This is a genomic window from Streptomyces sp. NPDC052225 (assembly GCF_040679615.1).
Taxonomy (GTDB): Bacteria; Actinomycetota; Actinomycetes; order Streptomycetales; family Streptomycetaceae; genus Streptomyces.
The window spans coordinates 28,907-48,691 of record NZ_JBFAVD010000042.1; the positions used below are offsets into that span (position 1 = coordinate 28,907).

The window sequence follows — 19,785 nt, forward strand, 5'->3', positions numbered from 1 at the left end:
GCCGTCCGCCCTGTCACTCCGTCCCCGCCTGTTCCGGCAGCAGTCTCCCCCGCCGGGACAGCAGGAACTTCTTGAAGGCCGCGACGGGTGGCGTGTCCGGGTGGCCGTCCAGCCAGGCGACGCCGATCTCGCGGACGGCGCGCTGGCCGGTGACCGCGAGTTCCACGACTCCGGGGCGGGGTACGGCGGGCGGCGGCAGGAGGGCCACGCCGAGGCCCGCCGCGACGAGGCCGCGCAGCGTCTCCGCCTCCTCGCCCTCGAACGCGATACGGGGCTTGAACCCGGCCTCCGCGCACAGGTCGTCGGTGATGCGGCGCAGGCCGTAACCGGGTTCGAGGGTGACGAAGACCTCGTCGGCCGTCTCGGCGAGGCGGATGCGCTTGCGGCCGGCGAGGCGGTGGTCCTCGGGGACGACCAGGCGCAGCCGCTGTTCGTCGAGGCGCCGGGCGACCAGGCCGGGGGCGTCCGGGACGGGCGAGGTGAGGCAGAGGTCGAGTTCGCCGGCGCGCAGCTTCTCCAGCATCGCCTCGCCGTAGTTCTGGACGAGGCTGAAGCGGATGCGGGGGTGGTCGGCGCGGAAGGCGCGGATCAGGCCGGGGACCGTCTCCGTGCCCATCGTGTGCAGGAAGCCGAACGCGACCTTGCCGGACTCGGGGTCGGCGTCGGCGCGGACGGACTCGGCGGCCTTGCCGACCTCGCCGAGCGCGCGCTCGACCGAGCCGAGGAAGGTGCGGCCCGCGGGGGTGAGCGAGACGGTGCGGCCGTGGCGGGCGAACAGGTCGACGCCCAGGTCGTGTTCGAGCCGCACCATGGCGCGCGAGAGCGTCGACTGCGGGACCTGGAGCTCCTGCGCGGCGCGCGTGACGTGCTCGGTGCGGGCGACGGCGGCGAAGTAGGAGAGCCGCGGCGCGAGGAGGGTGACCATGTCTTCTGTGTCACTGGACGGTGACAGGCGCGGCTGTGACCTGTGTTGATGCTCCATGGGAACGATTATGGAGTGTCTGTGCATTGGACGCATGAGTCGGCCGGTCCTACCTTCGTGGCATGTCTCCTGCCAGTAGCCAGGCGGCCGCCACCCACGCGGTCGCCGCCCCCGTCGTCCCCGCGTCCGATGCCGATACGCGCATGCGTCCGGGCGGTCCCGGCTACCGCCGGATGAGCTTCGCCCTGTTCCTCGCGGGCGTCGCCACCTTCGCCCTCCTCTACTCCACGCAGGCGCTGCTGCCGCTGGTCTCCGACGACTTCGGGGCGAGCGCGTCCACGGCGAGCTGGACGGTGTCGGGAGCGACGTTCGCGCTGGCGCTGTGCGTGCTGCCGCTGAGCGCGCTCTCCGAGCGGTTCGGGCGGCGCACGATCATGACGGCGTCGCTGACGGTCGCCGTCACGGTCGGGCTCCTGGTCCCCTTCGCGCCGTCGCTCGGCGTGCTGATCGCGCTGCGCGCGTTGCAGGGCGCCGCCCTGGCCGGTCTGCCGGCGTCCGCGATGGCGTACCTGGCGGAGGAGGTGCGGCCGAAGGCGCTGGTCGCGGCGATCGGCCTGTTCGTGGCGGGCAACTCCATCGGCGGGATGAGCGGCCGGGTCATCGGCGGCTGGATCGCTCAGGCGTGGGGCTGGCGGGTCGCCGTCGGGACGATCGGCGTGATGGCGGTGGTGTGCGCGGTCGCGTTCCGCATGCTGCTGCCGGAGCCGAAGCACTTCAGCCCCGGATCGCTGCGGCCCCGGGCGCTCGCGCAGACGGTGGGCGGCCACCTCGCGAACCCGCTGCTGCGCCGCCTGTACGTGATCGGCGCGCTGTTCATGACGGTGTTCGGCGCGGTGTACACGGTGATCGGCTACCGGCTGACGGCCGCGCCCTTCTCCCTGCCGCAGGGCATCGTCGGCTCGATCTTCCTGGTCTACCTGGTGGGCACGGTGTCGTCCGCCGCGGCGGGCAGGTTCGTCGCGCGGCTCGGGCGGCGCGGCACGCTGTACCTGGCGGCGGGCACCACGACCGCGGGCCTGCTCCTGGCCCTGGTGCCCCGACTCCCCGTCGTCCTGCTCGGGTTGATGCTGATCACGGCGGGCTTCTTCGCCGGGCACGCGACGGCCTCGTCGGCGGTCAGCCACACGGCCACGCACGGCAGGGCGCAGGCCTCCGCGCTCTACCAGTCCGCCTACTACGTCGGCTCCAGCGCGGGCTCGGCGGTCGGCGCGATCGCCTTCCACGCGGGCGGCTGGGCCGGGACGGTGTGCCTGGGCCTCGTGGCGGTGCTCGGCGTCGTCTCGATCACGGCGTGGGGCACGTACGCGGCCCGCGCGCAGCGGCGTCACACGACGGCGGGCGCACTCGCGGCGCACTGACCACACCGGCCTCCCACGTTTCCCCTTCGGCCCTCGGACCTGCGCATTTCGCTGGTCCGGGGGCCGTTGTCAGTGGGCTGCGGTAGCTTGCGTTGTGCTGGGAATCACAGCCGCGATGGGGGCGTTGGACAATGAGCGACACCGCTACGAAAGCCGGACTCGACGACCTGGAGAAGCACCGGGTCGAGCTGACCGGGTACTGCTATCGGATGCTGGGCTCGGCGTTCGAGGCCGAGGACGCCGTGCAGGACACGATGGTGCGGGCCTGGCGCAGCTTCGACAAGTTCGAGGGCCGCTCCAGCCTCCGCTCCTGGCTGTACCGCATCGCGACGAACGTGTGCCTGGACTTGTTGAACGCGGGGAACAAGCGGGCCCGTCCGATGGACCTGACCGCGGCCGCGCCGCTCGCGCAGGCCGCGCTCAACCCCCGCCCGGACAATGTCTGGTTGGAGCCCATGCCCGACGCCCGTGTGCTGCCGACCGTGCACGACCCGGCGGAGGCCGCCGTCGCCCGTGAGTCGGTGCGGCTCGCCTTCGTCGCGGCGCTCCAGCAACTGCCCTCGAAGCAGCGGGCGGTGCTCATCCTGCGCGAGGTCCTCGCGTGGAAGGCCAGCGAGGTCGCCGAGCTGCTCGACACCTCGGTGGCGTCGGTGAACAGCGCGCTCCAGCGGGCGCGGGCGACACTCGCGGAGGCGCCACCGGCCGACTCGGCGACGGCGGACCCGCTCGACGACGAGCAGCGCAAGCTCCTGGACCGCTACGTCGCGGCCTTCGAGGGCTACGACATGAAGGCGCTCACCGAACTGCTCGCCGAGGACGCGGTCATGACGATGCCGCCGTTCGACCTGTGGCTGCAGGGGACGGACGACATCACGGGCTTCATGCTGTCGCTCGGCCACGAGTGCGAGAACTCGCGGCTGCTGCCCGTCTCGGCCAACGGGACACCGGCGTTCGCCCACTACAAGCCCGACCCGGACAACGGCGGGTTCAAGCCCTGGGCGATCCAGGTCCTGGAGATCTCAGAGGGCCGGATCGCCGGCTTCCACTGCTTCCTGGACCTCAGCGACCGGTGGTTCCCGCTCTTCGGCGTCCCCGAGCACCTCGACGCATAGGCCCAACAGGGCGTCGAGTCCGGCGAGTTGGAGGACGAGGGCCAGTTTCGGGGACGGGTCGCGCAGTCTGATCCGTCCCCCGGCCCGGCGGGCGGCGAGCTGCATCCGGGCGAGGGCGTCGATCGTGGCGAGGTCGGTGCTGGTCACGCCGGACACGTCGCACACGACGTCGGCGCCCGGCGCGCCGGTTCGTGCGGCGGCGCGGACGCGGTCGCACCACTGCGGTGCGTCGCCGGGGCGGATCGGCCCGGCGACGACCACGACGGAAGAGGCCCCGGAGGCGGGCCCGGAGGGAGACGAGGAAGCAGCCACGTAGACAAGACCGGACGGCGCGGCGGAACTCATCGGCGCGCGGGCCGTGGCGCGGGCGTGTGCTGGGTCACGTTGACGGGGATCAACGTTGACCTGCGGTTCCTTCGCGGCCGAGGGTGGGACCCGTGCAGGGGGTTCTCAACGGGTTCGCGGTCATCGCGCTCGTCATCGCGGTCGGCTACGTCATCGGCCGGCGCGGCTACCTGGGGGAGAACGGCCGGGAGGTCCTGACCAGGCTGGCCTTCCACGTGGCGACCCCGGCGCTGCTCTTCACCATGCTGGCGAAGGCGGACCTGGCGCTGATCCTCTCGCCGAGCCTGCTGGTCACGGCGTTGTCGACGGTGGCGGTCGCAGGGGTCTTCGTGGCGGTCGCGGTCGTCCGCCGGTGGGGCGTGGGCCGTACGACGATCGGTGCGCTCTGCTCCAGTTACGTGAACTCGGGGAATCTCGGCATCCCGATCGCGGTGTACGTGCTCGGCGACGCCTCGCTGGTGGCGCCGGTGCTGCTCTTCCAGCAGATCGTGGTGACGCCCGTCGCGCTGACGATCCTCGATCTGGCGGAGGCGTCGGGGACGCGGCAGACGTGGTGGCAGCGGCTGCTCACCCCGTTCCGCAATCCGATCGCGATCGGCGCGCTGTCGGGGGTCCTGGCGTCGGCGACCGGTGTCACGGTCCCCTCCCCCGTCCTCGACCCGCTCGAACTGATCGCGAACATGTCGGTGCCGGCGATCCTGATCGCGTTCGGGATATCGCTGTGCGGGAGTTCATGGCCGGGCGGCCGGGGCGCGGACCGCGTCCCCGTGCTGCTGTCGACGGCGCTGAAGGCGGTCGGTCAGCCGGTGGCGGCGTGGGCGCTGGCCTCGTACGTCTTCGGCCTGCACGGCGATCGCCTGCTGGACGTCGTGGTGACGTCGGCGCTTCCGGCGGCCCAGAACCTGTTCACGTACGCGAGCCGCTACCAGGTGGGCGAGCGTCTCGCCCGGGAGTCGATCCTGCTGTCGACGATGGCTTCGGTGCCGGTGCTCGTGGTGGTGGCGGCGATCTTGGGGTGACCTACGGCGTGGGGAACTCGCCGGTGTCGATGGTCAGCCCGAAGGGTTCGGGAAGGGTCAGCGGGTCCCCGAACTTCACGACGCTCAGAGGCCGGTACACGTCGTCGTGCGGTTCCCCGGACAGCGTCGACGTGGGGCCTTCGGGGGCCCAGCGGTCGACGAGCAGGTAGTACGGGATGCCTGCGGCGGCGTATGCGGCGCACTTGCTGATGCGGTCGTTCCGGGCATTGGACTTCGAGGTGATCTCGACGACGAGTTCGGCCAGCGCCGCCGGGATGTGCGAGTCCGACTCCACGTCGTCCAGCGTCGGCGCCACGAGCAGGTCCGGGATGAGCATGCCCATGCGGGACGGCACGGCGACAGCCAGGGTCTGGAAGATCTCCCAGTCGTCAGGGATCACGGAGTACAGACGCCGCTGCATGCGCGCCGCGATCACGTTGTGCTGGTAAGCAGGCGAAGGTGACACGGTGATGGTCCCGTCGATGATCTCCACCTTGCTGCCCTCAGGCCATTCCATCTCCTCCCAGAACCGGACCAGTTCGTCCCAGCTCTGCTCGGGGTCATGGCGGACGGTGAGTGCGCTCATGGCGATCTCCTATCAGTGCGTCACCGAGACCAGCATGCCGAACGGGACCGGCGCAGGTCCACCAGTCCCGTTCACCCGTACGAGGAAACCCCAGGTCAGCCGATACGTTCCAGCACGATCGGCCCCGCCGTGAACTCCGTGCCCGCGGGTGCGATGTCGTACGAACCCTCCAAGGCCTCGACCGCGTACGCGAAGCGTTCGGGGGTGTCCGTGTGCAGGGTCATCAGTACCTGGCCCGCGAAGACGGAGTCGCCGGGCTTGGCGTGGAGTTCGACGCCGGCGGCGGCCTGGACCGGGTCCTCCTTGCGGGCGCGGCCGGCACCGAGGCGCCAGGCGGCGAGGCCCGCCGAGAGGGCGTCGAGGCGGGTGAGGACGCCGGAGGCGCGGGCCGTCACGACGTGCGTCTCGCGGGCCACGGGGAGCGCCGCGTCCGGGTCGCCGCCCTGGGCCGCGATCATCCGGCGCCAGGCGTCCATCGCCGAGCCGTCGGCGAGCGCCTTCGCCGGGTCGGCGTCCTTGAGGCCGGCCGCGTCGAGCATCTCGCGGGCGAGGGCCAGGGTCAGTTCGACGACGTCGGCGGGGCCGCCGCCCGCCAGCACCTCGACGGATTCCCGGACTTCGAGGGCGTTGCCCGCGGTCAGGCCGAGCGGCGTGTTCATGTCCGTCACCAGGGCAACGGTCGGCAGGCCGTGGTCGCGGCCCAACCCGACCATCGTGCGGGCGAGTTCGCGGGCCTGGTCGAGCTGCTGCATGAAAGCACCGGTGCCGACCTTGACGTCGAGGACCAGCGACCCCGTACCCTCCGCGATCTTCTTCGACATGATCGAGGAGGCGATCAGCGGGATGCAGTCCACGGTCGCGGTGACGTCGCGCAGCGCGTAGAGCTTCTTGTCGGCGGGGGCGAGGCCGCTGCCCGGGGCGCAGATGACCGCGCCGACGTCCTCCAGGGTGCGCATCATGGCGTCGTTGGAGATGTCCGCCCGCCAGCCGGGGATCGACTCCAGCTTGTCGAGGGTGCCGCCGGTGTGGCCGAGGCCGCGCCCGGACAGCTGCGGCACGGCGGCGCCGCACGCCGCGACCAGCGGGGCGAGCGGCAGCGTGATCTTGTCGCCGACGCCGCCCGTGGAGTGCTTGTCGGCGGCGGGGCGGGCGAGGACGGAGAAGTCCATCCGCTCCCCGGAGTTGATCATCGCGGCGGTCCAGCGGGCGATCTCCGCGCGGTCCATCCCGTTCAGGAAGATCGCCATGGCCAGGGCCGACATCTGCTCGTCGGCGACCTCGCCGCGCGTGTACGCGTCGACGACCCAGTCGATCTGCTCGTCGGTGAGGCGGCCCCGGTCCCGCTTGGCGCGGATGACGGAGATGACGTCCATGGCAGATCCTCCAAGGGTTCATGGCAGGCGCGATGCGATCTCTGGCACGCCGACTCTACGCGCATAGACGCCTCGCGTGAAGGTGATGTCACATACGGCCGGGCCCATCCGTCATCTCCTTCGGAACCCCATCACCGTCATCGAGGAGGACCCGATGTCCACCGACCAGGCCGCCGCCAACAAGGCGCTGTTCGCCCGCTTCCACGACGCCATGAACTCCGGTGACGCGGAGGTCTTCGCCAAGGCCGTCGACCAACTCGTCGCCCCCGACGTGCTGTTCCACTCGCCGACCCCGACCGGGATGACCGGCGCGCAGGCCCTGAAGCAGGTGTGGGTCGTCCTGCTGCGCGCCTACCCGGATCTGCACGTCTCCGTCGAGGACGTGATCGCCGAGGGCGACAAGGTCGTCTTCAGGAACCGGGTGACCGGCACGCACCGGGGCGAGTTCCGCGGGATCGCCCCGACCGGGAAGGCCGTCGCGTACGACGAGATCTTCGTCTTCCGCTTCGACGGCGAGCGCATCGTGGAGATCTGGGGGGTCGTCGACGTCCTCGCGCAGCTGCGCCAGCTCGGCGCGCTGCCCGGCGGTCCCGCCTGACGGCCCCCGCGGATCGTCCCCCGCCGCGCGGTCCCTACCGTCCGGCCAGCGGCACCTCGCAGGCCTCCGAGAAGCCCTGCGAGGTGATGCCGTGGGCCGTGTTGCCCCGGGTCGAGAAGTTGACGAAGGCGATGTACGTGGTGAGTTCGACCATCGCCGCCGGGCCGAGCCGCTCCAGCAGGCCCGCGTACAGCTCGTCGGTGACCGTGGGCGGCGTGTTCGTCATCGCCTCGGCGTACTCCATGACGTCCCGCTCAAGGGGCTCGAAGACGTCGGAGTCGCGCCAGCGCGGGACCTGGCTCGCCTTGGTCAGGTCGAGCTTGTCGTTCTGCGCCTGGAAGTAGCCGATGTCGAGGCACCAGCTGCAACCGACCTGCGCGGCCACCGCCATGTGCGCGTACGACTTGAGGCTCTCGTCGGCCGCGTCCCACTGGGCGACGAGGCGGCCGAGCGCGAGGCCGTCCTGGGCGACGCGCGGGTTGTGCCAGAGCACTTCGGCGGGCTCCATGACCGCGCCGAGCTGCTCGACCATGCCCGCGCGGAGTTCGGCGGGGAGTTCGGCCTTGGGGATGCGGAGTTCTGCCATGGTGTCGTGTCCTCCTCGGACGGGTTCTTCGCTGCCGGTGTGCTGGTTCGGCATGAAGACGCCGGCCGGGGCGGGCCTGTGACAGCACAGAGGGCCGTCTCCCCGATCCGTATCGGAAAGACGGCCCTCAAGAGGACGTGCGCGCAGCTCAGTCGAGGTGCTCGGGCCCGAACGCGTCCGGCAGCATCTCGCCCAGCGTCCGTACGCCCGACGCCGTCTCCAGGAGCAGCTCGCGGCCCCCGAACTCGTACAGGAGCTGACGGCAGCGGCCGCACGGCATCAGGATGTCGCCCTTGCCGTCCACGCACGTGAAGTGCGTCAGGCGGCCGCCGCCGGTGGCGGTCAGCTGCGAGACGAGGCCGCACTCGGCGCACAGGCCGAGTCCGTACGACGCGTTCTCCACGTTGCAGCCGGAGACCGTGCGGCCGTCGTCGACGAGGGCCGCCGCGCCGACCGGGAACCCCGAGTACGGGGCGTACGCGCGGGACATGGCGTCACGGGCCGCGGCCCGCAGCGCCTCCCAGTCGGCTTGCGAGGTCACTTGCCCTGTCCCTTCCGGTACGGCTGTCCGTCCGCCTTCGGCATCCTCAGGCGCTGGGCCGAGAGTGCCAGAACGAGGAGGGTCAGGACGTACGGCATGGCCGTGGCGACCTGGCTGGGCACCGAGTCGGTGGAGGCGTACCAGAAGAAGAGCAGGACGGAGACGGCGAGCGTGACGACGCCGCCCACGTACTTCTTCTTCCAGATCAGCCAGGCCACCGCGAGCAGCGCCAGGATGGCGATCAGCAGGAGCAGCGCGTGGGTGTTCTCCGTGCCGCCGCGGACCTTGAGGGTGTCGCTGTAGCCGAACAGGCTCGCGCCGAGGGCGAGTCCGCCGGGCATCCAGTTGCCGAAGATCATCGCGGCGAGGCCGATGTAGCCGCGGCCGCCGGTCTGGCCCTCCAGGTAGTAGTTGGAGGAGACCATCGACAGGAACGCGCCGCCGAGGCCCGCGAGGGCGCCGGACACCAGCACGGCCATGTACTTGTACTTGATCACGTTCACGCCGAGGGACTCGGCCGCGACCGGGTTCTCACCGCAGGAGCGCAGACGCAGACCGAACGGCGTGCGCCACAGGATCCACCAGGACAGCGGGAGCAGCGCGACGGCGATCAGGGTCAGCCAGGAGACGCCCGTCATGACGCCGCCGAGCAGGCCAGCGACGTCGGAGATCAGGAACCAGCCGTGCTTGTTGAGGTCGGCCAGGGCGTCGGCGAGGCCGGGCACGGTGAACTCGCCGAGGCTCGGCACCGGCGGGGACTGACGCGTCGTGGCGTTGTCCATGCCGTCGTAGATCATCGCCGACAGGTAGCGGGTCGCGCCCAGGGCCAGGATGTTGATGGCCACACCGGAGACGATGTGGTTCACGTTGAAGGTGACGGTGGCGATGGCGTGCACCAGGCCGCCGATCGCGCCGCCGATCAGGGCGACGCAGACGCCGACCCACGGGCCCCACTGGTAGCCGGCCCAGGCGCCGAACCAGGTGCCGAGGATCAGCATGCCTTCGAGGCCGATGTTGACCACGCCGGCCCGCTCGGCCCACAGGCCGCCGAGGCCCGCCATGCCGATGGGGACGGCGAGCTGAAGCGCCGTGGACATCTGGCTGACCGAGGTCAGGCTGTCCGCGCCGGTGATGATGCGGACCGCGGAGACCAGGCAGAGCAGTCCGGCGACGAGCAGGAGCAGGACGGGGAGGCTGAGCTTGCGCCGCGCCGCGGGGGCGGCGGCAGGCGTCTTGTCGAGGGCGGGTGCCGTACTCATCAGGCGGCCACCTCCTGCTTCTTCTCGTTGGAGTCGGAGGTGCCGAGGACGTGGCCCGCGGCGAGTTCGGCGCCGACGCGCGACTGCTGGCGGCGGGTGCCCCAGACGCGTACGGCCTCGTAGGAGACGACCACGGAGATCACGATCAGGCCCTGCATGATCGTGGCGATCTCGGAGCTGTAGCCCTGGAGGTCCAGCGGGTCGGCCGCGTTGAACAGCCAGGAGAGCAGGAGCGAGGCGAGGGCCATGCCGGCCGGGCTGTTGCGGCCGAGCAGCGCCACGGTGATGGCGTTGAAGCCGAGCGAGGCCGGGAAGGAGTCGGAGAAGGTGTGCGTCGAGCCGAGCAGCGTCGGCAGACCGGCGAGACCGGCGACCGCGCCCGACAGGAGCATGGCGGTGAGGATCATCTTCTTCGCGGAGACACCGGACGCGGCGGCCGCGGACTCCGAGGCACCGGAGGCGCGCAGGTCGAAGCCGAAGCGGGTGCGGTTCAGCATCACCCAGTAGACGACGCCGAGGACCACGGCGACGACGACGAAGCCGTAGATCGTGCCGACCGAGTCGCCCATGTTGATGCCGGGGAACCAGCCGGCCTTGTCCATCTCGCCGGTGGTGCGGTTGTTGCCGACGGCGACACCGAACGCGTCCTCCAGCGTCAGGTACGCGATGACGGAGGCCGCGATCGAGTTCAGCATGATCGTCGAGACGACCTCGCTGACGCCGCGGGTCACCTTGAGCACGCCCGCGATGCCGGACCAGATGGCGCCGGTCACGGCGGCCGACAGCATCAGGAGCGGGATCTGGAGGAACGCCGGGAAGGCGATGTGCGCGCCGACGATGGCCGCGACACAGGCGGCGAGCCGGTACTGGCCCTCGACGCCGATGTTGAAGAGGTTCATCCGGAAGCCGATGGCGACCGCGAGCGCGCCGATGTAGAGACCGGCGGCGTCGTTGATGATGAGGACCTGGACGTCGGAGAACGTCGCCTGCTCGAACATGATCGAGAACGGGTCGAACGGGTTCTCACCCGACGCCGCGAGCACGATCGCGGTCAGGGCGAACGCCACGACCAGGGCGATGACCGGCCCGGCCACCGCGAGAAGGACCCTCTCGGAGTCCCAGCGCTTGAAGGTGTTCATAGGTCAGGCACCGTCTTCCGTGTGCTCCAGGTGGCCCGAGGCCGCACCGGTCATGGCGGATCCCAGCTCTTCCGGGGTGATCGAGGCCGGATCGGCGTCGGCGACCAGGCGGCCGTCGTAGATGACCCGGAGGGTGTCGGAGAGGCCGATCAGTTCGTCGAGGTCGGCCGAGATCAGGAGGACGGCGAGACCCTCGCGGCGGGCCTCGCGGATCTGGTCCCAGATCTGCGCCTGCGCGCCGACGTCCACACCGCGGGTGGGGTGAGCGGCGATCAGGAACTTGGGGGCGTGGCTCATCTCGCGGCCGACGATCAGCTTCTGCTGGTTGCCGCCGGACAGCGAGGCCGCGGTGACGTCGATGCCGGGCGTGCGGACGTCGTACTCCTTGACGATCCGCTCGGTGTCGGCCTGCGCGGACTTCGGGTCGAGCCAGAAGCCCTTGCTGTTGGGCTTCTCGGTGACGTGCCCGAGGATGCGGTTCTCCCACAGCGGCGCGTCCAGGAGCAGGCCGTGGCGGTGGCGGTCCTCGGGGATGTAGCCGACGCCCGACTCGCGGCGCCTGCGGGTCGGCCAGGCGGTGACGTCGTCGCCGAGCAGCTTGATGACGCCGCTGTCCGCGCTCTCCAGGCCGATCAGGGCCTCGATGAGCTCGGTCTGGCCGTTGCCCTCGACGCCCGCGAGGCCGAGCACCTCACCGGCGTGGATGGTGAACGTGATGCCGTCGAGCAGCGGCTTGCCGCCGTGCGGGGCCGCGAGGCGCAGGTCCTCCACCTCGACGACCGGGCGGTCCGTGACCGTCGACTCGGCCGTCTCGGGGGTGGGCAGTTCGCTGCCGACCATCAGCTCGGCGAGCTGCTTGGGGGTCGTCTCGGCGGGGACGGCCGTGCCGACCGTGGTGCCGCGCCGGATGACGGTGATCTCGTCGGCGACGGAGAGGACTTCGCCGAGCTTGTGCGAGATGAAGATGACCGAGAGGCCCTCGGCCTTGAGCTCGCGCAGGTTGTCGAAGAGCGCGTCGACCTCCTGCGGGACGAGCACGGCGGTCGGCTCGTCGAGGATCAGGGTGGTGGCGCCGCGGTAGAGGACCTTGAGGATCTCCACGCGCTGGCGGTCGGCGACGCCGAGGTCCTCGACGAGGACGTCCGGGCGCACGCCGAGGCCGTAGCGCTCGGATATCTCGAGGATCTTGCGGCGGGCCTTGCCGCCGATCCCGTACAGCTTCTCGCTGCCGAGGACGACGTTCTCCAGGACCGTGAGGTTGTCCGCGAGCATGAAGTGCTGGTGGACCATGCCGATGCCGCGGGCGATCGCGTCGGCGGGCGAGGAGTACGAGACCTGCTCGCCGTCGATGGCGATGGTGCCCTCGTCCGGCTTCTGCATGCCGTAGAGGATCTTCATCAGGGTGGACTTGCCCGCGCCGTTCTCACCGACGAGGGCATGCACGGTGCCCTTGGTCACGGTGAGGCAGATGTCGTGGTTGGCGACGACACCGGGGAAGCGCTTGGTGATGCCCTTGAGTTCTACGGCGACGACGGCCGGCGGGGAGCTTGACGTGGCGATGGCGCACTCTCCTGGGAAAGGGGGTCGCCTACACGCGTAGCGCCCCAACAGCGGTGTGCGAGAAGTGAGTTCGTGCGATGCCGAGCAGGATCGCACGAACGGGGCGCGGGGAAGAAGGTCCCTGTATACGACGGACGTACACGTGGGAACCGCTCTCCCCCGCGCCCTGCTGCTCGGGTGGTGTTACTTGACCGGCACCTGGATCGTGCCGTCGACGATGCCCGCCTCGGCCTTCTTCAGGGCCGCCTGGAGCTTGGCGTCGTTCTTGAACTCCGGGTTGGAGTCGGCGAGGGCGACCTCACCGGACTTCAGGTTGCCGGTGACGACACCGGTCTCCGGCTTGCCGTCCTCGACGGACTTGGCCAGCTTGTAGATCGACTCGGCGACGCCCTTGGTCGCGGAGGTGATGATGTACTTCTTGTAGGCGGCGAGCGCCTTCTGGTTGTACTGGTCGGAGTCGACGCCGATCGCGTACTTCTTCGCGCCGGCGGCGGCCTCGATGACGCCCTGACCGGACAGGCCCGCGGCGTGGTACACCACGTCGGCGCCGTCCTCGATCTGCTTCTCGGCGGCGGCCTTGCCGAGGTCCGGGGAGGCGAAGCCCTTGGCCGGGTCCTCGTCGAGGTACTGGACCTTGACCTGGACGTTCTTCTTGGTGTCCTTGACGCCCTTGGTGAAGCCCGCCTCGAACTTGTTGATCAGCGCGTTGTCCACGCCGCCCACGAAGCCGACGGTGTTCGACTTGGTCTTCATGGCGGCGGTGACGCCGGCCAGGTAGGAGACCTCGTTCTCCTGGAAGACCAGGTCGGCGATGTTCTTGCCGGTCTTCGAGGCGTCGTCGACGATGCCGAAGGTGGTCTTCGGGTACTTCTTCGCGGCCTGCTCCACGGCCGGGGCGTAGGAGTAGCCGATGCCGACGACCGGGTTGTAGCCCATCTTCGCCAGGTTGATCAGGCGGGCCGCCTTGTCGTCGTCGGACTCGCCGTCCTTCGGCTCCTGGTCGGCGGTCTTGTAGCCGAACTCGCTCTCGGCCTTCTTCAGACCCTCGTAGGCGGCGTCGTTGAACGACTGGTCGCCCTTGCCGCCCACGTCGTAGGCGATGGCGAGACCGAGGTCCTTGCCGCCGGCGGACGACGACGAGGCGTCCGAGGACGTGCCGCCACAGGCGGAGAGGGCGAGGGCGAGCGAGGCGGTGGCGGTGCCTGCGACCGCTATGCGGGAAACCCGGCGCATGAGAAGTGCTCCTTCGTACAAGCGCCGGAACAGCAGGGACCGACGCTGAGTTCGCCGCAGAGTAACGCGCGTAGACAAAACATAAAACCCTGATTGTCCAACCTGTTACCGGCCGGGTGCGAGACCCCCGACACACAGCAAACAGGCGTTGCCGAAAGCAAAGAAAGGCGGGCGCGGAAGGGATTCCGCGCCCGCCTTGGACGTTGTACGTATGACGTGCGGTTGACCTACTTCTTCTTGGGCTTGGTGTCGACCTTGATCGAACCGTCGACGATGCCCTGCTTGGCCTTGGCGACCGCGTCGGCGAGGCCGGCGATGGTCTTGAACTTCGGGTTGGACTCGGAGGCGCCGACGCCGTCGACCTTGAGGTCGAAGGTCTGCACACCGGTCAGCGGCTTCTTGTCGTGGACCGACTTGGCCAGGGCGTAGACGGAGCCGCCGACCTCCTTGAGCGCGGAGGTGAGGATGTAGTCCTTGTACGCGGCGAGCGTCTTCTGGTTGTACTGGTCGGAGTCGACGCCGATGACCCACTTCTTCTGCGTCGCGGCGGCCTTGATCACGCCCTGCCCGGAGAGGCCGGCCGCGTGGTAGATCACGTCGGCGCCGTCCTCCAGCTGCTTCTTGGCGGCGGCCTCACCGAGGTCGGGGCTGGCGAAGCCCTTCGCGGGGTCCTCGTCGAGGTACTGGACCTCGACCTTGATCCCCTTCTTGGTGTCCGCGACGCCCTGCTCGAAGCCGGCCTCGAACTTGTTGATCAGTTCGTTGTCGACACCGCCGACGAAGCCGACGTGGTCGGTCTTGGTGGCCTTGGCCGCGGCGACACCGGCGAGGTACGAGGACTCGTTCTCGGCGAAGACCAGGGAGGCGACGTTGTCGCCCTTCACGACCGAGTCGACGATGCCGAAGGTGGTCTTCGGGTACTTCTTCGCGACCTTCTCGAGCGCCGGGCCGTAGGCGTAGCCGATGCCGACGACCGGGTTGTAGCCGGCCTTCGCCAGGTTCCCCAGGCGCTGCGCCTTGTCGTCGTCGGACTCGCCGTCCTTGGGCTCCTGGTCGGCGGTCTTGTAGCCGAACTCCGCCTTCGCCTTCTCCAGGCCCTCGTAGGCGGAGTCGTTGAACGACTGGTCGCCCTTGCCGCCGACGTCGTACGCGATGGCGAGGCCGAGGTTCTCCTTCTTGCCGCCGCTCGAGCTGTTGTCACTGCTGGTACCGCCACAAGCGGTGGCGGCGAGCGCCAGGCCGGTGACGCCGACGGCGATCTGCGTAAGCCGCGGTATTCGACGCATCAGGAAGCCCCTATCTCCAACACGCCTTCTGTGGCGCTCAGTTCGGCGCACCATAACGCGCGTAGAAAGCCCGAGGAATGCCCTTCGGAGCCGCCGTTACCGATTCGTGCCGCTGGCCGGTTACGCCCCGGTGACGGACTCCGGCGAAGGGGGTCGAACCGGCCACGTGGCTCAGTCGTGCGGGTCGCTCAGGCCTGTCCGCGCATCAGGCCTGTCCGCGCATCAGGCCTGTCCGCGCATCAGGCCTGTCCGCGCATCAGGCCTGTCCGTCCATGAGGGCCGCGGCGGTGAAGAGTTCGACGCCGACCGTGATCGCGTACTCGTCCGCGTCGAAGTCGCCCTGGTGCAGATCGCGGGACGTCCGGTCGCCCGGGGTCTTCACGCCGAGCCGGGCCATCGCGCCGGGCACGTGCTCCAGGTACCAGGAGAAGTCCTCGCCGCCCAGGCTCTGCGGGGTGTCCTCGACGGAGTCGGGGCCGAGGCGCGCGGCCATGGCGTCCCTCAACAGGTCCGTCACCGCCGGGTCGTTGACCACGGGCGGGACGCCGCGGATGTAGTTCACGACGGGCTTGGCGCGGTAGAGGTCGGCGATCTCCTGGATCGCGGCGTGCACCAGGTCGGGGGCCTGCCGCCACGCGTCGAGGTCGAGGCAGCGCACGGTGCCGGACAGCTCGGCGTGCTGCGGGATGACATTGCAGGCGTGGCCCGTCTCCAGGCGGCCCCAGGTCACGGAGAGGCCGGAGCGGGCGTCGACGCGGCGGGCGACGAGCGCCGGGACGTCGGTGGCGACCTTGGCCGCGGCGACGACCAGGTCGGTGGTCAGGTGCGGGCGGGCGGTGTGGCCGCCGGGCCCGTCGAGCGTGACCTCCAGGCGGTCGCACGCCGACGTGATGGCGCCGTGCCGCAGCCCGATCCGGCCGGCGTCGACCTTCGGGTCGCAGTGCACGCCGACGATCTTCCGTACGCCGTCGAGGACTCCGCACTCGATCACGTCGGGGGCGCCGCCGGGCAGCACCTCTTCGGCGGGCTGGAAGATCAGCCGTACGGGGTGCGGGAGTCGGCCCTTGCGGTGCAGGTCGGCGAGGACGAGCCCGGCGCCGAGCACGACGGTGGTGTGCACGTCGTGGCCGCAGGCGTGCGCGCGGTCGGGCACGGTCGAGCGGTACGCGCAGTCGCTCTTGGTGTCCGGGATGGGCAGCGCGTCGATGTCGGCGCGCAGCGCGAGCATGCCGGGGCCGCCGCGCCACTCGCCGCCGCCCTCGACGCCGATGTCGCAGACGAGACCGGTGCCGATGCCGAGGACGCGCGGTACGAGCCCCGCCTTCTCCAGGCGGGCCTTGAGCGCGGCGGTCGTGCGGAACTCCTGGTTGCCGAGCTCGGGGTACATGTGCAAGTCGCGGCGGAAGGCGACCAGTTCGGCGCGCAGGGCCTCGGGCAGCACGCCGGGGAGCGTGCTGCCGGGGGCGGCTTCCCCGGGCTGTTCGGCCTCGGACTCTCGGGACATCAGATGGTTCACCCTGTGAAGGGTAGGGCGATGCAGGGGCCAACTAACCCGCGATCAACAAAAGTTCAGCCGGATTGACGTAAGAAATCTGGCCGGGCTACGCATGTGGATCGGAGGAGGTGGGTAGAACGTCTCTTTCCACCTGCGGTTTCAGCGCCTGTCGCGTACGGAAGGCCCGGCGCACGCCTCCCGTTGCGAACGCCAGCCCCACGAGCCCCGCGCTCACCACCGTCACGCCCCGGTAGCCGGCGCCCGCGCCGATCGCGAGTCCGCCGAGCCACGGGCCGAGCGCGGCGCCGGTGTTGAGGGCCGCCGTGGCGAGTCCGCCCGCGAGGCCGGGGGCGCCGGACGCCGCGTACAGGGCCCGGGCGATGAGCGTGGAGCCGACGGCGAAGGACAGGGCGCCCTGGACGAAGGCGAGGGCGAGGACGGCCGGGGCGTTGCCCGCCGCCGCGGCGAACAGGACCCAGCCCGCGGCGAGCGCCGCTCCCCCGCCCACGAGGACCGGCACCGGGTGCGCGTCCGAGAGGCGGCCCGCCGCGGTGACCCCCACGAACGAGCCGAGGCCGAAGAGGGCGAGGAGCGCGGGGACGCCGCCGGGAGCCAGCCCTGTCACCTCGGTGGCGAGCGGGGCGAGGTAGGTGAAGGTGCAGAAGGTGGCCGCGTTCACCAGGGCGCCGAGCGCGAGGACGGTGGCGAGGCCGGGGGCGCGCAGGGCACGGAGTTCGGTGCGTACGGGGACGGGTGCGGCTCCGGAGCGGGCCGGGATCGAGCGGGCCACGACCACGAGCGCGGGGACGCACAGCGCGGCGACGGCCCAGAAGGCGGCCCGCCACCCGAGGAACTGGCCCAGCAGCGCGCCGCCCGGCACCCCGGCGACGCAGGCGAGGGTCGTGCCGCCGAGGAGGACGGAGGTGGCGCGGCCCTTCGCGCCGGGCGGGACCATGGCGGCGGCCGCGGCGAGGGCGACCGCGAGGAACCCGGCGTTGGCCAGGGCGGCGACGACCCGGGTCGCGAGCAGGACTCCGTAACTGCTGGTCAGCGCGCCCACGACGTGGACGAGCAGGAAGACCGCGAGGAAGCCGGTGAGGGCGGCGCGGCGCGACCAGCGGACGGCGAGCACCGCGGTCAGGGGTGCGCCGACGATCATGCCGACGGCGAAGGCGGAGGTGAGCGACCCGGCGGCGGGGACGGAGACGCCCAGGTCGTGGGCGATGTCCGGGACGAGGCCGGACAGCATGAACTCGGAGGTTCCTTGCGCGAACACGGCAAGGGCGAGGAGGTACAGCGGAACAGGCACAGCGGACTCCGTGACCGTACAGAGAAGTGACGAGGTGGTCGCGGTACGGCGGTCCGGGCGGTGGCGGCGGCGCGCGTCGGCGGAGGCGGGGCCCTGGCGGGCGCGGCCTCAGCACTTCACGGGCGGGAAGGCCACCGGACGGCTGCCGGTGGCCGGAGTCTGTCGGACTCGGGGCTGTTCACGGGGCCAGGGTAGGGGGCCCGCCCCGCGCCGGGCCACCGGGTTTCGCGCGGTCCGCGTCAGTCGAAGAGGGCGATGATCCCGTTCACCCAGATCGCGAGGGACGCGAGGGCCACCACCAGGCAGCCGCCGACGGCCAGTGCCTCGCGGACCGTCCACGGCTCCGAGGGCTCCGCGTGCTCCCCTGCCGGGCCGTCCAGGTAGGAGGCGGGGTCGTCCCAGTCGACGGGGTGGCCCCGTTCCTCGGCGCAGGCGGCCCGCAGGGCGCCCAGCCGCTCCCGCGCGAAGGCGGTGGCGGCCTCGGTCTCGGGGCCGCGCCAGGCGATGGCCTTCATCCGCCGGCCCGCGGACCCGTACCGCGCCTCGAAGGCGGCGGTCTCCTCGGCGTTCCGGTCCTCTTCGAGGTACATCCAGCGCCCGGCCTCGGCGGCGTCGCCGTAGAGCCGGTACACCTCGGCCAGGCGGCGGCGGAGCGTCGGATCGTGCGGGAACGACGAGACGAGACCGCGCAGGCGCTGGCGTGCGACGGGGACCCGGCCGGCGGCCAGGTCCGCGTCGACTCGGGCGAGGGTCTCTCTCAGAGGCATGCACGCATGATCGGCCACCGTGCCGCGCCGCGTCGACCCGGAAGCTCACACCGTCCGCACGCCGCGCGCCGACCCCGCGATCCCCGCGAGGAACCCCTGCGCGTGGTCGGAGACGCCCTGCTTCAGCCAGGCCGGGTCGATCTCGCAGACGGCGACCTTCACGTCCGTACCCGCGAGGGCGATGGGCAGGGTGTGCACGACGGTGGACGGGAAGCTGAGGATCGTGCGGCCGATGGGGCCGCGCCGGGCGATGAGCTCCAGGGGGAGGTCGGGGCGGACGATCTGGAGGCCGGTCTCGACGGCGAGGCGGTGGAGCTTCTCCGCGCTCTCGCGGCGGTGGGCGAAGTAGCGGGTGGCGCCGTGGGCCGCGGCCAGGCCGCGGACCGCCTCCAGATAGCGGTCCAGGTCGACAACTCCCGTCTCCACCAGGGACGTTCCGACGAGGTCGGCGCCGCGCGTGAGACGGGGCGGGCCGAAGCGGGCGCGGGTCCAGGCGTAGTCGTTCGCGGTGATGTCGACGCCGTCGGGCGCCTCGTCGACCGGCATGGACGTGAACAGGGAGACCTTGCTGCGGCCCTCCTGCGGCGTGAGTCTGCGACGGGCGGCGGACGAGACGGGGCCGAAGGCGATGTCACGCGGCCCGGGGCGGCCGCCGCGCCGGTGCCAGCGCACCAGCCGTTCGCCGCGGGCGAGTTGGGAGACGAACTCCATCGTGGCCGTGCCGTCGTCGACGACGACCAGGTCGCGGGCGCCGCGCCCAATGAATGTATGCAGCGTGAGCAGCAGTTGGACGTAGCGGGAGAACGGGTCGCCGATGACGACGCGGTCCGCGCTGCGCAGGGGGCCCGCGAGCCCGCCGATGGTCCGGAAGGGGGCGGACGCGCCGCCGCGCGCCTCCTCCCAGCGCACCAAGTGACCCTCGGCGCGCGCGAGTTCCGCCATGCGGCGCAGTTGTCCGCGGGTCATGGGGTCGTTGGGCGACAGGACGACGACGGTCGCCGTGGCCTGGGCGTGGTGGGCCCACTCCAGGACGTTCAGGAGCTGCACCGGGCTCTCGACGAAGCACAACGTACTGCTCGACATGCTGCGGCCCTCCCGGGGGACGCCGTGGCGGGGGGGGGGGGGCCCCCGGGCCCCCCCCCCCCCCCCGGGGGGGGGGGGGGGGGGCCGGGCGCCCCCCCGCCCCCCCCCCCGGCCCCCCCGCCCCCCCCCCCCCCCGCCCCGGCGCCCCCAGGGG

At 71.2% G+C, this 19,785-nt stretch carries 19 protein-coding genes; 4 read left to right on the top strand and 15 right to left on the bottom strand.

Going from position 1 to position 19,785, the window contains the following annotated elements; translation table 11 throughout:
• Positions 1-13: 13 nt before the first annotated feature.
• Positions 14-982, bottom strand: coding sequence for a LysR family transcriptional regulator (locus tag AB0L37_RS36145; RefSeq protein ID WP_365515602.1), 969 nt, complete (start codon positions 980-982; stop codon positions 14-16).
• A gap of 62 nt (positions 983-1,044) precedes the next feature.
• On the opposite strand from AB0L37_RS36145, the gene AB0L37_RS36150 reads away from it, so the two are divergent.
• Together AB0L37_RS36150 and AB0L37_RS36155 are read left to right on the top strand one after the other, a co-directional pair.
• Positions 1,045-2,340: an MFS transporter gene (locus tag AB0L37_RS36150; protein ID WP_365515605.1), complete on the top strand. Its 1,296-nt coding sequence runs from the start codon at positions 1,045-1,047 to the stop codon at positions 2,338-2,340.
• 131 nt (positions 2,341-2,471) lie between these two features.
• On the top strand, positions 2,472-3,452 hold the full coding sequence (locus AB0L37_RS36155; RefSeq protein WP_365515608.1) for a sigma-70 family RNA polymerase sigma factor: 981 nt from the start codon (positions 2,472-2,474) through the stop codon (positions 3,450-3,452).
• Here the strand turns inward: AB0L37_RS36155 and AB0L37_RS36160 are convergent.
• Positions 3,360-3,797, bottom strand: coding sequence for an STAS domain-containing protein (locus tag AB0L37_RS36160; RefSeq protein WP_365515611.1), 438 nt, complete (start codon positions 3,795-3,797; stop codon positions 3,360-3,362). The genes AB0L37_RS36155 and AB0L37_RS36160 overlap by 93 nt on opposite strands.
• A 92-nt stretch (positions 3,798-3,889) precedes the next feature.
• On the opposite strand from AB0L37_RS36160, the gene AB0L37_RS36165 reads away from it, so the two are divergent.
• Positions 3,890-4,816 (top strand): AEC family transporter, encoded by a 927-nt coding sequence (locus AB0L37_RS36165; RefSeq protein ID WP_365515614.1) that lies wholly within the window; start codon positions 3,890-3,892, stop codon positions 4,814-4,816.
• A 1-nt stretch (position 4,817) separates the two neighbouring features.
• Here AB0L37_RS36165 and AB0L37_RS36170 read toward each other — a convergent pair whose 3' ends face one another.
• Positions 4,818-5,402: a Uma2 family endonuclease gene (locus AB0L37_RS36170; protein WP_365515617.1), complete on the bottom strand. Its 585-nt coding sequence runs from the start codon at positions 5,400-5,402 to the stop codon at positions 4,818-4,820.
• A 95-nt stretch (positions 5,403-5,497) separates the two neighbouring features.
• Positions 5,498-6,775, bottom strand: a complete 1,278-nt coding sequence (locus AB0L37_RS36175) for a thymidine phosphorylase (protein WP_365515620.1) — start codon at positions 6,773-6,775, stop codon at positions 5,498-5,500.
• Positions 6,776-6,929: 154 nt separating this feature from the next.
• Here AB0L37_RS36175 and AB0L37_RS36180 point away from each other — a divergent pair, with 154 nt between their 5' ends.
• On the top strand, positions 6,930-7,373 hold the full coding sequence (locus tag AB0L37_RS36180; protein WP_365515623.1) for an ester cyclase: 444 nt from the start codon (positions 6,930-6,932) through the stop codon (positions 7,371-7,373).
• A 34-nt stretch (positions 7,374-7,407) separates the two neighbouring features.
• Here the strand turns inward: AB0L37_RS36180 and AB0L37_RS36185 are convergent, their stop codons facing one another.
• The 11 genes from AB0L37_RS36185 to AB0L37_RS36235 form a co-directional block, all read right to left on the bottom strand.
• Positions 7,408-7,959: a carboxymuconolactone decarboxylase family protein gene (locus tag AB0L37_RS36185; protein WP_365515626.1), complete on the bottom strand. Its 552-nt coding sequence runs from the start codon at positions 7,957-7,959 to the stop codon at positions 7,408-7,410.
• Between the two features lie 148 nt (positions 7,960-8,107).
• Entirely contained in the window at positions 8,108-8,500 is a 393-nt protein-coding gene (locus AB0L37_RS36190; protein ID WP_365515629.1) for a cytidine deaminase, read from the bottom strand.
• Complete coding sequence (locus AB0L37_RS36195) at positions 8,497-9,759, bottom strand: ABC transporter permease (protein WP_365515632.1); 1,263 nt, start codon at positions 9,757-9,759, stop codon at positions 8,497-8,499. Before AB0L37_RS36195 ends, AB0L37_RS36190 begins: the two co-directional genes overlap by 4 nt.
• Positions 9,759-10,898 (bottom strand): ABC transporter permease, encoded by a 1,140-nt coding sequence (locus AB0L37_RS36200; protein ID WP_365515635.1) that lies wholly within the window; start codon positions 10,896-10,898, stop codon positions 9,759-9,761. The genes AB0L37_RS36195 and AB0L37_RS36200 overlap by 1 nt, the downstream gene beginning before the upstream one ends.
• A gap of 3 nt (positions 10,899-10,901) precedes the next feature.
• Positions 10,902-12,458, bottom strand: coding sequence for an ABC transporter ATP-binding protein (locus AB0L37_RS36205; RefSeq protein ID WP_365515659.1), 1,557 nt, complete (start codon positions 12,456-12,458; stop codon positions 10,902-10,904).
• A gap of 183 nt (positions 12,459-12,641) precedes the next feature.
• Complete coding sequence (locus AB0L37_RS36210; protein ID WP_365515638.1) at positions 12,642-13,691, bottom strand: BMP family ABC transporter substrate-binding protein; 1,050 nt, start codon at positions 13,689-13,691, stop codon at positions 12,642-12,644.
• Positions 13,692-13,918: 227 nt separating this feature from the next.
• The gene (locus AB0L37_RS36215) at positions 13,919-14,977 is read right to left on the bottom strand and encodes a BMP family ABC transporter substrate-binding protein (protein ID WP_365515641.1); all 1,059 of its coding nucleotides are present in this window, start codon (positions 14,975-14,977) and stop codon (positions 13,919-13,921) included.
• Between the two features lie 256 nt (positions 14,978-15,233).
• Positions 15,234-16,481, bottom strand: a complete 1,248-nt coding sequence (locus AB0L37_RS36220) for an amidohydrolase (protein WP_365515644.1) — start codon at positions 16,479-16,481, stop codon at positions 15,234-15,236.
• A 97-nt stretch (positions 16,482-16,578) separates the two neighbouring features.
• Positions 16,579-17,781, bottom strand: a complete 1,203-nt coding sequence (locus AB0L37_RS36225; RefSeq protein ID WP_365515647.1) for a Cmx/CmrA family chloramphenicol efflux MFS transporter — start codon at positions 17,779-17,781, stop codon at positions 16,579-16,581.
• 239 nt (positions 17,782-18,020) lie between these two features.
• On the bottom strand, positions 18,021-18,548 hold the full coding sequence (locus AB0L37_RS36230; RefSeq protein WP_365515650.1) for a DUF6584 family protein: 528 nt from the start codon (positions 18,546-18,548) through the stop codon (positions 18,021-18,023).
• A gap of 45 nt (positions 18,549-18,593) precedes the next feature.
• Complete coding sequence (locus tag AB0L37_RS36235; RefSeq protein ID WP_365515653.1) at positions 18,594-19,631, bottom strand: hypothetical protein; 1,038 nt, start codon at positions 19,629-19,631, stop codon at positions 18,594-18,596.
• Positions 19,632-19,785 lie beyond the last annotated feature (154 nt).

What these genes read in the sequence shown, in the direction of transcription:
- AB0L37_RS36220 (WP_365515644.1), bottom strand. Translation starts at nt 16,481, where the DNA reads ATGTCCCGAGAGTCCGAGGCCGAACAGCCCGGGGAAGCCGCCCCCGGC.
- AB0L37_RS36185 (WP_365515626.1), bottom strand. Translation starts at nt 7,959, where the DNA reads ATGGCAGAACTCCGCATCCCCAAGGCCGAACTCCCCGCCGAACTCCGC.
- AB0L37_RS36150 (WP_365515605.1), top strand. Translation starts at nt 1,045, where the DNA reads ATGTCTCCTGCCAGTAGCCAGGCGGCCGCCACCCACGCGGTCGCCGCC.
- AB0L37_RS36210 (WP_365515638.1), bottom strand. Translation starts at nt 13,691, where the DNA reads ATGCGCCGGGTTTCCCGCATAGCGGTCGCAGGCACCGCCACCGCCTCG.
- AB0L37_RS36155 (WP_365515608.1), top strand. Translation starts at nt 2,472, where the DNA reads ATGAGCGACACCGCTACGAAAGCCGGACTCGACGACCTGGAGAAGCAC.
- AB0L37_RS36235 (WP_365515653.1), bottom strand. Translation starts at nt 19,631, where the DNA reads ATGTCGAGCAGTACGTTGTGCTTCGTCGAGAGCCCGGTGCAGCTCCTG.
- AB0L37_RS36180 (WP_365515623.1), top strand. Translation starts at nt 6,930, where the DNA reads ATGTCCACCGACCAGGCCGCCGCCAACAAGGCGCTGTTCGCCCGCTTC.
- AB0L37_RS36160 (WP_365515611.1), bottom strand. Translation starts at nt 3,797, where the DNA reads ATGAGTTCCGCCGCGCCGTCCGGTCTTGTCTACGTGGCTGCTTCCTCG.
- AB0L37_RS36170 (WP_365515617.1), bottom strand. Translation starts at nt 5,402, where the DNA reads ATGAGCGCACTCACCGTCCGCCATGACCCCGAGCAGAGCTGGGACGAA.
- AB0L37_RS36145 (WP_365515602.1), bottom strand. Translation starts at nt 982, where the DNA reads ATGGAGCATCAACACAGGTCACAGCCGCGCCTGTCACCGTCCAGTGAC.
- AB0L37_RS36175 (WP_365515620.1), bottom strand. Translation starts at nt 6,775, where the DNA reads ATGGACGTCATCTCCGTCATCCGCGCCAAGCGGGACCGGGGCCGCCTC.
- AB0L37_RS36230 (WP_365515650.1), bottom strand. Translation starts at nt 18,548, where the DNA reads ATGCCTCTGAGAGAGACCCTCGCCCGAGTCGACGCGGACCTGGCCGCC.
- AB0L37_RS36195 (WP_365515632.1), bottom strand. Translation starts at nt 9,759, where the DNA reads ATGAGTACGGCACCCGCCCTCGACAAGACGCCTGCCGCCGCCCCCGCG.
- AB0L37_RS36200 (WP_365515635.1), bottom strand. Translation starts at nt 10,898, where the DNA reads ATGAACACCTTCAAGCGCTGGGACTCCGAGAGGGTCCTTCTCGCGGTG.
- AB0L37_RS36215 (WP_365515641.1), bottom strand. Translation starts at nt 14,977, where the DNA reads ATGCGTCGAATACCGCGGCTTACGCAGATCGCCGTCGGCGTCACCGGC.